The organism is Chryseobacterium artocarpi, from assembly GCF_001684975.1.
Classification (GTDB): domain Bacteria; phylum Bacteroidota; class Bacteroidia; order Flavobacteriales; family Weeksellaceae; genus Chryseobacterium; species Chryseobacterium artocarpi.
Genome location: NZ_MAYH01000001.1, coordinates 701682 through 716936, shown reverse-complemented (window position 1 = coordinate 716936; position 15255 = coordinate 701682). Strand labels below are relative to the sequence as shown.

Below are 15255 nucleotides of genomic sequence, written 5' to 3'. Positions count from 1 at the left end.
AATTATGCTTTTGAGATATTTCCTAATCTATCTACTTTCAATTTCAAGCAAATCGATTTAATTTGTTCTCTATTGGAAGTATTTTGGCTTTTTGTTTTATTTTCAGAACCTAATCCAACTTCATTAAATAATGGTTTTATTTTTTTAACAATTCCTTTTTTTGTTTCATTGATTTCTTCCCAAAATAATAAGTTATCTTTTATTTTTTTATGTTCTTCCGCTTTAATATCTATAATTGGATTAGAGATATTAGCAGACACAAAATTCATAGTAGTTCCACTTCCATCTGTAAATTTGTATATCCTATTCATCTGTTCTTTGCTCAAATTATTAAAATCAATCAAAATAGAACTCTCTCTCTCCTCTTCCGTTGGAACATACACAAAATCACTTGGATTTAATACAAACAATAATTTGAAATCTGAATCTTCAGGATGTATTGCAGGGCAAGGTTCAAATCCTTGTTTTAAACTTTCAACGGATTCTCGCAAAGTTGGAATATAGAATTTTCTTTCTGTACCTTTTTGATAAAATGCACAATAAAAATTACTATCTCCCGCTGTTTTTACAATTTTTGAGTTCTTGAAAACATTTTCGGAAATAGGAAATGCTTTTCCCATTTTCCCTGCAGTTCTTACTTTAAATATTTTTTGATGTGGCTTACCTTCGTTGAGAGCCAATATATTGTTATTCATTTCTAATATTCCATCTGAAGAAAATGCTTTTCCTGTATTGTAAAACTCATTTTTCTTCACATCTAATTCAATATAATTCTTAATATGATTCATTAAAATTTTCTGAATTGCCGTATCTGTTATAGTTTTTATTTTATCTTCAATCGCATTCGAATGAATACTCGCAAATTTTTCTAATTCACCATTGTATCTTGATGCAATAAATTTATTGTATACTTGAACATTCTGGTGTTTTGTAGATAAAACGGAAATAATTTTTGTAAGTGGTGAATGGTCTCTTTTTAAATTTTCTATTTCATTTCTGACATTATAGTCTACGATAACAAAATCTTCTTTTATCGCCTTTTCAATAGTCATTATTGATGTTTCGTAATATAGATTAGTTCTTCCGTAGAATGTTGCATCGTGTAGAGATTGTCTAACATTAAAATTTATAATTTCCTTTAAGTTTTCCTGTTTGATAATATTGAGCTTTCCATCCTCAGATTTCAAATATTTGTTCCAACGCTGTCGAATAACGCGATTCTTTTGTTTAAAACTGGCTATCGTATTTTCTAATGCATTTTGAGCAATATCTTTGAATACTTTGCTTTTAAAATCTTTAAACTGATACTCAAATTCATCAATCCCATCTTTTGTTTTTATCTGTGCAGGTGGCAGAAAATACCATTCTTTTTCATCATTAAAACCTCTTCTTGAATTAGTTAATTGAAACTTGATTGCTTTTCTAGTTTTTAATTTTTCTTCATTGCTTTCTTGTGATGAAATATTATTTAGATAATTTACATGATTTTCCGTAGTCAAAGCAACTATCAAAGCATCCAAAGCGTGATGGCGATGGTCTATTCTTTTAGAATCGAAGTTTTTGTTAGCTTCCTCAGGAACTGTATTGATAAAAATTTCATGTCCATTAATTTCTCTATAATGTCCAAATAAATTTGTGTTTGTTAATTCATTCAATCTTTTAAATCTTGGAGAAATAATTTCGTTCCAAGCATCATTCAGTTGCCAATGTCTTTTTAAGGTTGTAGTAATTGTTCCATTTGTAGCCAAAACATTTTTTGAACGGAATGTATCTTCGTCCTTTTCACGAACAATATTACTCAACAGTTTCATCGCCATTTTAGAAATATATTGACTGTTATTTAATTGACTATTTGTAAATTCTTCCGGTATATCTTTACTTAATAATATTTCTCTTTTTCTTCCGGAGAAATTATTATTAACTAAATCTTCGTAATCTTTTATATCAATTATCTCAATCTCTGAATCATATGCAGAACAAAAAACTTTTTTAGATTTTGCATTAGATACAAATCCATATCCTGTCAAAGCTTTCTTCTCCTTATTGATTTCCGTTTCACATATTACTTTATTGTAAAGTGCATTTAAAGTAATACGTTCTTGCGGAAAGATATGTTCAACTTCATATTTTTTTCGGTCAAACAAATCAGATAACTTAATGAACCTCCCCGAATAAGGAGATTGATATCGTTGGTCTAACCAGAGCTTATATCGTTCAAAATCACTCCTAGTAATTTTAGAAAATTCTTTCGAGGTTATATCCTTGATTTCTTTTTTAGTTATTTTTCCACTAGAAAGCTGATACTCGGTATTATCTTTATCAAATTCAATAGAAGACAGAAGGCTTTCTTCTAATATTCTCAATTTTTCTTGTTGAAATGGTGATTTTTCTTGTAGTGAAGAATTGTTCTGTTTTAACTCACGCAAAATCTCCACAATCCGTTCATTAGCTTTTCTATTTTCTTTATTTTGTTTATCGTCTCTCTCTTTTTGTTTGTTATTTTTCTTCATCTCCCGACCTAATTCAATATGAATTCTATCGAATAGCTTATCATAAATAATTTTCCCTTCTTCATCTGTTCCTATTTCCTTGCCGTAATATTTCCAAATATCTTTAACAACATGCAAGGTTTCAACTAAAACCTTTTCGACTGTTGGATTGTTTAATGAATGTTGTTTGAATTCATTTTTTAAGTAATTTTCAATATCATAAGGCGATTGCCAAAACTGCACTTCTCCAACCTCAGAATATCGACCATAAACCAGATAACACGCACTCGAAACCCAAAGACCATGAAAGTCTTTTAATTCTCCATTGATTTCCTCTTTATCTAAAACCTTTTGTTTTATCTCGTGGGAGATTTTTGAAAGAATATTATCAATATCATTTGAATTCCAATATTTTCCAAGTCTTAGAAATGGTAATAATTTTTTAATAGCTTTTTCAGAATAAGTTCCGTAATCATTGGTATATCCTCCGAAAGAACTGAAGTTCTTAACCAATTCAGATTGAAACTCTCTAGATAAGTCTGCTTTATCTAATAATCGTGAAATAACATTATTTAATCCTTTATTAAATTCATCTTTTTTCTTTACCGAATAAAAGAAATGCCAGAGGTTATATTCATTTTCGGGAGTCAAAAATGCTCTATAATCGAATCCCTTAATTCGTTTTGTTCGGAGAATGAAATTATATCTTGTCGGATTACAAGGTTCTTTTTCTGAGGTAAAATTCCATTTATAATTTTCTGCAGAAATTTTTAAATTTTTGTAGTTTTTATTTACAAACCCAAGAATATCTTTCTCTGTTACATTTTCCTTATCATTCAAAAAAGCATATAATTCTTCTTTTACTTCAGTTGTTAATAGCTGATCTGTAACATCTACATTAATTTTAATTTCTTCATTAATAATTTCTTCTTTCTTAATTATTTTCAGCCTTTTAATAAATTGCCACAATCTAAATTCCTGATAAAACGGATTAGCTTTATGAATAGCTTTTAAGGGCTTTTTATATTTTTTGCCAGTTTTTTCATCCGTCCTCTCAAAATTTTCCTTTTCATAAATACAATTAGCAATTAAAGATTTTTTCGATTTTAAATCTCTCTGATACAAAAGAATATCTTCTTTAATCAAATGATTAAAATCTAATTCTTTAATTGTATTTTGATGATTAAGATTATTTGGATATAAAAGTTGAATTGCTTGTTCATATAAACCTCGATTTCTTAATTCCGGATGAAATTTTTCTTGGTTTTTATATATTACATCCAATTCATCACGGTAATAATCTCTTTCTATTACTGAGATTAAATCAGCTTTAATTTTTTGCTTTGGATTTTGGAGAAGATTATAATAGACAAAGGAAGCAACACCTTTGGTATTGTTTTCTGTATTGAAAGAGGTGAGTGAAGTTTCTGTTTTCAGCTTCATCAAAGTCCAATCTTCTTCTTTTGGAATATTAATGTTTCTACCTTTATCTGCTCCTTTTTGTATTCTAATTCCATTTTCATCATATTTAGTTTTAATGATAAAATCTCGATTAGTATCTTTCCATTTTGGTGTAAATTTACTTTGCTGCTCTTTTATCCAACCTGTCTCTAGTTCTACTTCAAAAATGAAATTTTCTTTTATTTTTCGTCCTGTATTTCTAACATCTGTTATTAGAAACTCACGAATTTCATTAATAATATATTCTGTTTTCTTTGAATCAATTGTACCATCGTCATCATATTTTGAGACAATTTCAACCTCTTTCAAATCCCCAATCTTCGTAATTGCGATTTTTGATTCTTCTCTGTATTTGAAAATTTCTATTTCTTCGTTATTATTATCAACTAGAATGATTTGATAAGCATCTTCATTTTCAAGCTTATTAACTTCTTTTACTTTACCCACAAAAGAATCTGTTAACTCTCCTTCTTTTTGAACTTTCTCATCCTGCCCAATTACTTTTTCATAACCCCTTTTCTGATTAAAACTTAATGTAATCCAAGCCAATTGTTCTTTAGTAAGTTCAAAGTTTCTATCCGTAACTGCCTTATGTCTCAAATAATATAATGTCCAATCATATGGGATTTTAGTTTGATTGCCATTTTTTCTTTGATGAAACATTTGAGGATGCTTTATCCTAAAATCATTTTCCATCTGATGATAAACATCCGTAAAAAGGAATTGGAATTTTCCGTTATCATCTTTATAATATGCTAATTTCTCTTCAGTTCCTTTTTTAAATTTACCACTACGTCTGCCTTTTTCATTTTCAAATTCAATAGATAATTTATAATGTTCAGGAAGAGAATTCAGTAAATTTAAAACACAATGAAGTCTATCTCTTCTCAATAAAAATCTTTCATTTAGTTTTCTTGGAGAACGCAATTTAGTACGTTTAGCAGCACCACTTTCTGTTTTAGCACCACTTTCAAATTTTGCAATTTCAGCAGCATCCATTGCTAGAATTCTAGAACCCATCCCTAAAATTCTAACAATTTTATTATCGTGATCTATTTCTACCAATGCCCAGCCAATGGAGTTGGTTCCCAAATCTAATCCAAGTATATTTTTAATCATCATTATTAATTTTAGATACCTTATAAAAATAGAAATAAAAAAAATATTTAAAATGAGGATTCCCGTAATCACCTAAAAGATTTTTTCTTCTATATTTGTACTAATAATTTTGAAAGCAACTCACAATAAGGATTATTCCGTTGTGAAAACATTCAAGGCGGGGTAACTCGCCTTTTTTCGTTTTAAAACATTATTTTAGCTATCCGAAAACAGAACAATGACGACCGTAGAATTTATACAGAAGCAGCTCAATATTTCTGAGAAGAGCATCAACAATACATTACAATTATTAGCCGAAGACTGTACTATTCCTTTTATTTCCCGTTACCGAAAAGATAAAACAGGAAATCTTGATGAAACGCAGATTGAGCAAATCTCCAAAATCAGTAAACAATTTGAAGAGATTGTAAAGCGAAAAGAATCTATTTTAAAATCTATAGAAGAGCAAAATGCTTTAACACCGGAACTCCAGCAAAGAATTGAAGAAAGCTTTGATATTCAGGAGCTGGAAGATTTATATTTACCCTTCAAAAAGCGCAGAAAAACCAAGGCTGATACAGCTAAGGAAAAAGGATTGGAACCCCTTGCTAAGATCATCATGAGCCAGAAAAACAATGATGTTCATTTTCTTGCTTCAAAATACCTGAACAATGAGGTTCCATCGGAAGAGGAAGCACTTCAGGGAGCAAGGGATATCATGGCGGAATGGATCAATGAGAATATGTATGTCCGTAAAAATCTACGAAGACTGTACCAACGTAAAGCAGGGATCACTTCAAAAGTTGTTAAAGCTAAAAAAGATGAGGAAGATGCACAGAAGTTCTCCCAGTACTTTGAATGGGAAGAAAACCTCAGCAGAACTCCTTCTCACAGGCTTCTTGCGATGTTAAGAGCAGAGGCGGAAGGTTTTGTAAAGGTAAATGTGGGAATTGATAAAGAAGAGGCTATTGATTTTATTGAAAAAGCGATTATTAAATCCGATAATGAAAGTTCTGATCAGATCGCTTTAGCGATAAAGGACAGTTATAAAAGACTTTTAGAACCTGCCATTTCCAATGAGGCTTTACAGGAGGCAAAAGAAAAGGCTGATAAAAAAGCGATTGAGATCTTCTCTGAGAATCTGAGTCAACTGCTTTTGGCTCCTCCTTTGGGTGAAAAAAGGATTCTGGCAATTGATCCCGGTTACAGAAGTGGCTGCAAGGTAGTCTGCCTGGATGAAAAAGGTGATCTCCTTCATAATGAGACCCTCTACCCTCACGCTCCCCAGAATGAAAGCGGAATGGCAATGAAAAAAATCCGTTCCATGGTAAATGCTTATAATATTGAAGCGATCTCTATCGGAAACGGAACAGCAAGCCGTGAAACGGAATTTTTCATCAAGAAAATAGCTTTTGATAAACCATTACAGGTGTTTGTGGTTTCTGAAGCGGGTGCATCTGTTTACTCAGCCAGTAAAATTGCAAGGGACGAGTTTCCTACCTATGATGTAACAGTACGTGGTGCGGTTTCTATCGGAAGGAGACTTTCTGATCCGTTGGCTGAACTGGTAAAAATTGACCCTAAATCTATTGGTGTGGGACAATACCAGCATGATGTGGATCAGACTCAACTGAAAAATGAACTGGATTCTACAGTCATGAAATGTGTAAACTCTGTAGGAATCAATCTTAATACGGCAAGTAAATCTCTGCTAAGCTATGTTTCCGGAATCGGTGAGAAAATGGCTGAAAACATTGTGAATTACCGCGCTGAAAACGGAGCTTTTGAAGACAGAAAACAGCTTAAAAAGGTTCCAAGGCTTGGTGAAAAAGCATTTCAGCAGGCAGCGGCTTTTGTGAAAATTGCTAATTCAAAAAATCCATTGGATAATTCTGCTGTTCACCCTGAAGCATATGGAATTGTAGAGAAAATGGCTAAAGATTTAGGTATTAAAACCCATGAACTGATTGCCAATAAGGAGAAAATTGCTTTGGTAAAACCTGAAAGCTATATTACAGGAGAAATAGGAATTTTAGGAATCAAAGATATTTTAAAAGAACTTGAAAAACCAGGCTTAGACCCAAGAAAAGCAGCTAAAGTATTTGAGTTTGATCCTAATGTAAAAAGCATTAAGGATTTAAAAGCAGGTATGATCTTACCGGGAATTGTTAATAATATAACGGCTTTCGGATGTTTTGTAGACCTCGGAATCAAAGAAAGTGGCTTGGTTCATATTTCGCAGCTGAAGGACGGTTTTGTATCGGATGTGAATGAGGTGGTGAAACTTCATCAACATGTAAGAGTGAAGGTAACGGAAGTGGATGAGGCTAGAAAAAGAGTGCAGCTGAGTATGATTTTGTAAACCATGGAGAAAATTATTCAATTATCAAGTATAGATCATTTGTTAAAAAGTGTATCAGTACTATCAAAAAAACATGAAGATATTGCTAAAATAACAGGAGAGAATTTTAATCTTTTTTCAATTATGAATATGGAAACCAATGAAAGGTATACCCATTCTGCAATCATTGGAGAACTATTAAACCCTAAAGGATCACATGGACAAGGCAGTGTATTTCTCAAACTATTCTTCGATGAAGTAGAATCTTTAAAATCTATTCAAGAGTTTAATTTTGAGAATGCTAAAATTACTTCTGAAAAATATCTTGGAATTGTAGATATAGAAAGAAAAACCGGAGGATTTATTGATCTGATTCTTGAAGATGATAAGCATACCATTATTATTGAGAATAAAATTTATGCTCCTGATCAGGCAGCTCAGCTTGAAAGGTATAAAAATCACTATAAATCCTCAGTACTACTCTATCTAAATTTATTTGGTGATGAGCCTTCTAATGAAAGTAAAGGAATTCTGAAAATCGATGAAGATTTCCATTTGATTACTTACAAAAATCATATTAAGAATTGGCTTGAAAAATGTCACAAAGAAACCACCGATCAACCAGTCTTAAGAGAATCTATTAAGCAATATCTTCATTTGGTAAAAAAATTAACTAATCAAACCATCAATAATGATATGAGTAAAGAAATAAAGAATATTCTTCTAAAAGATTTAAAAAGTGCCAAAGAAATAGTTGATAATTTTAATGAGGCAAAGGCTATTATATTAAATACAATTAGGAAAGAATTAAAAAAGGAATTAGTAAAAATTTATGAGGAGAAATATTTTTTCTTTGAAAATACACCTAAGGCTGAAGAGAAAAATTCACATATCTGGTTTAGTTTAAAAGAATTTAAAGAAAACGATAAACAAATCACTTGTTTTGGCATAGAACCATTTAGCGGGTATGGAAATAATCAAAATGAGTTATTTATTGGAATTCTGGATTTCGAAAACATAAATCAAACATTATTTAAAGAGTATATCCCCGAATTAAAATTTCATGGATGGTGGAGAGGTGTAGAGACTATTGGAGATTTTAAATCCTATTCTATCAATTTTTCTGATATTGATTTTCTTCAGCTTCTACATGATAATCCGCCTATTCTACATGAGCTCATACAATTCATTGTAAATAAGACATATGAATATGTACAAATCCATGAACAATCTTTAAGTCTAATTCTTTCAAAAGGAAAGAAACCACAAAATATAATCTCAGAAGTATAATTTATTTACCTATTAAAAAATACACTTTGAAATATAAAAATTTAATATTCGATCTGGATGGCACTTTATGGGACCCCAGAGCAACGATTATCGGGATATGGAATGAAGTTTTAACCCGACGCCAACTGATCAACAGGGAATTAAAACCGGAGGATATGGATCAATATATGGGTCTGTTAGCAAAAGATATTGTAAAGGATATTATCCCGGGAACTTCAGACAGCGAGGTTCAGGATATTCTTTCAGAGATTGTTTCTCAGGAGAATAAAGTATTGCGTGTGCAGGGCGGTATTTTGTACGATGGTGTTGAAGATACTTTAAAAAGCTTAAGCAATACGCACAACCTCTTTATTGTCAGCAATTGCCAGGATGGATATATTGAATCGTTTTTAGAATATTACCAGTTCAATAGGCTCTTTACAGATTTTGAATCTCACGGACGAACGCAAAAGCCTAAAGCCGAGAATATAAAGCTTCTCATGGATAGAAATCATTTATCTATAGAAAACTCTGTCTACATCGGTGATACACAAACCGATTATGATTCTGCCACCTCCAACGGGCTGCCTTTTATTTTTTGTAAATATGGCTTTGGGGAACTCACCACAGAATATGATCCGTCAATCATAAAGTTCTCTGATTTGAAAACTTATGTTTAACCCATAAAAAGAGCTGTCATTGTGACAGCTCTTTTGTATTTTGAACAAATTAAAGCTTTAGAATTATCCTATTTTATTTTCTGTATTGGCATTTCCATGATTCCATTGTGAGGAGGTGAAGTAAGAAAACTATATATAAAATATTCATTCTTACGCTTAATCAAAGTTAATAGAGGAGAAAGACCTTCATTTCCACCTTCCACTATTCTTTTTGTAAAAAACTCTATAGAATCTTTATGAGTTGTGGCTAAAATTCCTCCAATGTATTCTTGATAATTATCATTCTTATTATACCTATTGCCATTGTTATCTGCTAACCAACTTTTAAATACACAACTATCGGGTTGTATTATATCCAGTTCTGCATAATGAATAGATTCTCTCCCCCAGCCATCAATTATATCACTATTTTCAATATAATACGAGCCTTTCCATTTTTGAAACAATTTTTCTGATATAAATTCATCTTCTCCTTCCAATTCATTTTCACTCAATGAATCATTATTTTCGATCTCAACATTACTAATATTTCGACCCATTAATGGTACAGAATCCTTTGAACTATCCTTTTTTATTGTTCTATCTTTTATACATGAAAGCATTCCCAAAGTGACCACTATCCATAGATATTTTATCATTTATTCTGTTTTATTTCTTTTTGTTCTGAAAGAGATTCCCAGCTTCCATTAGGCTTTAGTTTATAGGTATTGATATTTGCATGGCAACATCCTACAATACTTCGAGTAGTAATCGTTTTATGGGCTGCATCAAATTCTTCAGCAAGCATCCCATGTTGTAAAGGAAAAGACTCCACTGGTGAAAAAGCACCATTTTTATCCTGAAAATAATACTCATATATTTTTCCTGCATTTCCGCCCTCATCCCATACTATTGCAATATCTTCAAGTCCATCAAAATTAAAATCTTTCACAACCAATTCATTACAAGGCAAATCTTTATAAGATGTCCATGAATTAGGTTCAAAATAAATCTCCTGCTCTTTACCATTTTGCTTACTTTTTATAATGATCAATGCTGATGTAGGGTATTCCTGATCTTTTTCATTGGAATATGCTGTTGCTTTCCATATAAAACTATATTGAGCAGAAAGATTATCTAATGTACATGACTTTGATTTGGGTTCATCAGATCTTTTTTCAATACCCTCTAATCTTTTTTCACTAATAAATAGATTAGGCTCATCATTATTGGATTGATACGATATATTACTTTTATTTAATGGTTTCTGTTCTTTTGATTGACAGGAACCCATATAGATCAAGAAGATAATATATGATAGTCTCTTTACTTTATTTTTCATTTTAATTTTCAGTATAAATATTGGTGATAACAAAGGATGATGAGTGTTGAAATTAGGTCTTTTTCACTTTCAGATTCTGTAGTTCCTAAGATTTAACAATTACTTCATTTTATTAAGTACATATTTTTTGTTATTATTATTGTAATACATATCAAGATAAGGACATTGCCAATAGTAATTCTTCCCATCAAAGAACAATTTTCCAAAGTCGTTAGTCTTTTGTAATACATCAGCTGCATCCCCATCCAGTACCTTATCAAAAGTCAGTTTAATGCCGTTTTCTACTTCTGACGCCCGAAGCAGGTAATTATATTCTCCCCAATATCTGTCGACATGAAAAACTACAGAATCTTTTTTAATAATTAACTCCACAGTATCTGTATCTCTACTATCTGTACTTTTCTTATCATTAGTCAGGGTTGTATGATATTTTCCTAGCCATTTAACAGCCAAGTTTCCTGCTATTTTTGGATTTAGTGAAACATCTTTTTTCTTTATTTGATTTTCTTTTTGCTCTTTGCAGCCATAAAAGAATAATACTATCAGTAATAGAATAATTTTATTATTTTTCTTTATTTCCATTCTTTGTCTTTTAATTTGTTTCATTGCTGTGAATTTACTCGAAACTTTTGTACACTAATAAGAATATGCTGTTTAAAGTAGCTTTTCTCTGTTCCATTCATCTTTTGAATCAACTCTTTCCCAAAAATAGAATTAACATTTACAAAATCTTTATTAATTGTTTCAAAACCAGTATAGAATGATGGTCCGAGCTGCACTTTAACTTTAGGCATTCCCTCAATCTTTTTGATCAGAGGAAGATATTTTATTTCCTTTTGAGCTTCAAGCTTTAAAAGCAATACATCAGGCTCTTTATCTTTGATATACCCTAAATTCATATCCAAGAAATCCTGATCAACAAAATAAGTTTGAGATGTTGCAAGAATATAATCAATCAATGAAGAGTCATTATATTTTACACTTTGTTGAATAAAGAAATAAGGATCGTTCAAAAACATCTGAATGAAAAGATTCTCATATAACTCAATTCCATTATAAGAAACGCTTTCATTTTTTGAGATTTCAGATAATATATAAAAAGCATTGCTATCTGATAATTCTGCAATTCTCAATAATAACAGCTGACAAATGAATGAAGACTTTAGCTCATCATCTTCTGTCTTAATATCCGCTAAATGTTCGATAAAACTACTCCTGAAGCTCTTATCTAAAAGTTTTTTTATCTTAACATTTTCTATGTAATCTCCTTTATATTTAAACTTTTTAAGAGGAATGCTTTTCTCATTAAAAAGCAAATTATTTTCTAAATGTATGCCGTCAATTAATGTACTATTCCGTACAGATTGTATAGTTTTTTGAGCCATAAGATCATTGTTTTTTTTATTCTGACAGCCTATCACAAAGAGAAATGTGATCAATAAGACTATTCTCATAAACTTATCATTTTACTTTTTGTAACGGCATTTCAACAATCCCATTATGAGGAGGAGAGGTCAAAAAACTTTCAATATAAAACTGGTTCCTTTTATCGATCAATGTAAAAACCGGATCCAAATTAGGAGATTCACCGTTTAATATCGTATTTTCTAAAAAAATAATCTTAAGATTTTTATCATCTGAAACATATATATGCCCAAGCATTTTTAAGTACCCATTTCTATTATGCTGTTCATCATTTGGATCTTCAAACCAACTTTCAAAAACACAGCTATCTGATTTTATTAAGTTAATATTAGCTTTCAAATCTGATGATATCCCATTATGATCTATATATTGGAAAAAGTAATGATACTCTCCTTTCCATTTTGAAAATTGTTTATCTTCTATAATTTCATCATTAGCTTCCAGTTTCTCATCAGGACTATTTAAATTTTCAGTCTTACTAAGGTTTATTGTATCAACATTTATTTTCTTTTTTATTTCACTTTTTTCTTTACTGCTTCCATCACCAGAACATGAAATTAGTATTCCAATAAAATATGAAATAGCTACAATATTTTTTTTCATTGGTTATTTTTTATTATTCTCTTGTCTATTTCTATTTGGTGTTTTTAGCCTTACATAAAATGCGGGATTCTCTCTATTATTTAAACCATCACCAGCAGTCTTCGCATCAGTAATTTCGAAATGTAAATGCCTTGCCTTGATACTTTGTTTAGATGCATTTCCACTATTTCCACTCTTCCCTATTTCCATACCTGCTGTTACTTTTTGTTTATCTTCTACTTTTATTTCGCTAAGATGTCCATATCTTAAGAATCGTTTTTCAGAATCACCAAAACCAGGTCCTTTATCTTTCTCTCCTTTATATTCTAATTCATAATTGTTCCTAGACTTGTCCAAGTCTGTCTTGTTTACTTCTATTACAACAAATCTCCCAAATGCACCAGCATTTTCTGATATTAAAACGACTGTACCATCCAAACATGCTTTAACAGGCGTTCCTTTAGGTGCAAAAATATCTAGTCCCTGATGTTTTTTCTTACCCCCATTTCTCACAAGCCCAAAAGAGGATCCTGTTGGATTATAGTCTCCATTAAAATTGAATAGTGTTATTTCCGGATCATCTATTGGATCATGCCATTTGGAAGCTTTCTTTTCTTCCTTTACTTCTATATTTTTCTGACAGGAAAATATAGATTCCTTATTAGCTTCTCCTTTCTTATACCATATTTCTATTTCTCTAGCAATTTCCCATACATAGGTTTTGCCTTCTTCATCATTTCCTTCTTTGTGAAAAACCGGATTTTTTGAATAAGCATTCTTTCTCACCCATTTTGTATTTTTAATTACTTCTCCTCTAGAGTTATAATCTAATTTTAAATTTTTATCGAAAACCACATGATCTCTTATACTTCCCTTCCCACAATCAACAGGCATTAATATAGCTAAGTAAAAATCTGCTAAGGTATTTAGCTTTCCCTTATATGGTTCAAGATAATATTCCACATAAGTCAATTGTTCCATTTTGGACATTTTTTTAAGGTTTCCATTTCTTCCCGCAGTTATATTTGTCCCTTTTCGTCTATTAATATCCTTTGCAGCATCATAACCTATTTGAATTAACCCAGTATACTCCAAAGGATTTACTAATGCTGTATTAAATGTACCCATTGTTTCCAATGCTATCGCAGAAGTCAAATGATTAGGATCACATAACAACCGTTTTGAAATTTCTATGATTTTCTTGCGTTCCAGACATGTAAAATATTTACCCCAATACAATTTACTTTCTTCACAAATACAACCTTTCTTTTCTTCCCTCTTCTCTTTAATCACAGCAACAGAATCATTCCCATCCACTTCCACATGTTCACCATCTGCACTTACCGGAATCACCTGAGAGGTCACGGAGGTATTAAGGTGTTCAACTTCTATAAAATACTCTCGTTCGCTGCCTTCGCCCCATTCGTTGCTTTTCGTATACATTAGACGGGTCAGCTTTACATTATTGATTACATTACTGGTATGATATCGTAAAGTCACTGTTTTTTCATATAGAAGGTCATTGCTGTATCGGGAAAAATCTTCTTCCCAGATTCTCACTATTACATTCTTCCCTTTCATATTCTGAGTGACCATTTTAATTGATACAACATCACCTGTTTTAGCATTTTCCAGGGTCTTTCCGGTTCCGTCCGTAAACTCGGCGCTTAAGATTTTTCCTTCAGGATCTGCCTGTTTCTTAGCAGCCGGACTTTGGGGAAACTTAGCGGTTTCTTCTTTAGGTTTGGGCTTATTTATCTTTTCTTTATGGGGCGAATTAACCGGAGGTTTTGCAGAGGTAGATTTAACCTCATCTGGTTTCGGTTTTTTGATGGGATCAGGAAGATGGGTAGGATTCACGACGTTTACATTAGGGCTTGCTACCAGAATATGTTTGGAAACCAATTCTGCAGTCACATAATATTCATGAGTATTGCCTTCGCTCCGGTCACCTTTTGCCAGCCCGGCATTGGCAATCTGAACTGCCATTGTATAACTTGGAAGCCTGAAAACAACCCGGGCAATACCTTGATGATCCACTTCTCCGATCAAAGGCATAGGATTAATTCTATTCATCATATTGATCACCGGATCATGCCCCTTTCCTATTGCATCATCTTCCCAAAGGGTAAAAGAAACTTTCTGCCCGAACATTCCTACGCAATGCGCCTTGACGATTAAAGTTTCAGTGTAATGCAGCCGCTTTCCCTTCGGTAATCTTTGTCCATTAATATCCAGTATATCCACACGGGTTATTTTGGGCTCTTCTGCTTCCTGTGGCTTTATATAAAACTCTCCTTTGTCTTTCCCTCTGGTTACCACGATTTTTAAAGACTTATACTGAAGACTTTTATGGGTAAATTTATACGTGATATGCTCGCCTTCTTTTGTATTTCCTTTAGCTATCCGCCAGCCTTTTTTATCCTGTACGTGAAGATTCCATTGGATTTTGGGAGAAAGAGATAACAAAGCATTGGAAGTCATCAGATTATCGAATGCAGAAAGTAAATACATTTCTGTATTTCCAACAATAGGTTTTGTATTCCCTGTAATTATCAATTTTGCCATTTGTATCAGTTTTTAAACTCA

10 protein-coding genes are annotated in these 15255 nt (G+C 31.8%); 3 read left to right on the top strand and 7 right to left on the bottom strand.

What is annotated here, in order from left to right:
* Nucleotides 1–2: 2 nt before the first annotated feature.
* Nucleotides 3–5069 (bottom strand): type II CRISPR RNA-guided endonuclease Cas9, encoded by a 5067-nt coding sequence (gene cas9, locus BBI01_RS03085; protein WP_165602213.1) that lies wholly within the window; start codon nt 5067–5069, stop codon nt 3–5.
* A gap of 217 nt (nt 5070–5286) precedes the next feature.
* Between cas9 and BBI01_RS03080 the strand changes: the two genes are divergently transcribed.
* Genes BBI01_RS03080 through BBI01_RS03070 form a run of 3 tightly spaced genes read left to right on the top strand, consistent with a single transcriptional unit; the run spans nt 5287 to nt 9338 of the window.
* Nucleotides 5287–7410 carry a Tex family protein gene (locus BBI01_RS03080; RefSeq protein ID WP_065393203.1) on the top strand — a complete coding sequence of 708 codons (2124 nt, stop codon included), beginning with the start codon at nt 5287–5289 and terminating at the stop codon, nt 7408–7410.
* Between the two features lie 3 nt (nt 7411–7413).
* Nucleotides 7414–8679 (top strand): PDDEXK-like family protein, encoded by a 1266-nt coding sequence (locus BBI01_RS03075; protein ID WP_065393202.1) that lies wholly within the window; start codon nt 7414–7416, stop codon nt 8677–8679.
* A gap of 26 nt (nt 8680–8705) precedes the next feature.
* A complete protein-coding gene (locus BBI01_RS03070; RefSeq protein WP_065393201.1) occupies nt 8706–9338 on the top strand; it encodes an HAD family hydrolase in 633 nt (210 codons plus the stop codon).
* A 68-nt stretch (nt 9339–9406) separates the two neighbouring features.
* On the opposite strand, the gene BBI01_RS03065 is transcribed toward BBI01_RS03070, so the two are convergent.
* The 6 genes from BBI01_RS03065 to BBI01_RS03040 all read right to left on the bottom strand — a co-directional run bounded on the left by BBI01_RS03065 (nt 9407) and on the right by BBI01_RS03040 (nt 15234).
* Nucleotides 9407–9976 carry a hypothetical protein gene (locus BBI01_RS03065; RefSeq protein WP_065393200.1) on the bottom strand — a complete coding sequence of 190 codons (570 nt, stop codon included), beginning with the start codon at nt 9974–9976 and terminating at the stop codon, nt 9407–9409.
* Nucleotides 9973–10659 (bottom strand): XAC2610-related protein, encoded by a 687-nt coding sequence (locus tag BBI01_RS03060; RefSeq protein ID WP_065393199.1) that lies wholly within the window; start codon nt 10657–10659, stop codon nt 9973–9975. The genes BBI01_RS03065 and BBI01_RS03060 overlap by 4 nt, the downstream gene beginning before the upstream one ends.
* Before the next feature lie 99 nt (nt 10660–10758).
* Nucleotides 10759–11265 (bottom strand): hypothetical protein, encoded by a 507-nt coding sequence (locus BBI01_RS03055; RefSeq protein WP_065393198.1) that lies wholly within the window; start codon nt 11263–11265, stop codon nt 10759–10761.
* Nucleotides 11262–12044, bottom strand: coding sequence for a hypothetical protein (locus tag BBI01_RS03050; protein ID WP_065393197.1), 783 nt, complete (start codon nt 12042–12044; stop codon nt 11262–11264). Before BBI01_RS03050 ends, BBI01_RS03055 begins: the two co-directional genes overlap by 4 nt.
* A 76-nt stretch (nt 12045–12120) precedes the next feature.
* The gene (locus BBI01_RS03045; protein ID WP_065393196.1) at nt 12121–12687 is read right to left on the bottom strand and encodes a hypothetical protein; all 567 of its coding nucleotides are present in this window, start codon (nt 12685–12687) and stop codon (nt 12121–12123) included.
* 3 nt (nt 12688–12690) lie between these two features.
* Nucleotides 12691–15234, bottom strand: a complete 2544-nt coding sequence (locus tag BBI01_RS03040) for a peptidoglycan DD-metalloendopeptidase family protein (protein WP_065393195.1) — start codon at nt 15232–15234, stop codon at nt 12691–12693.
* Nucleotides 15235–15255: the final 21 nt, after the last annotated feature.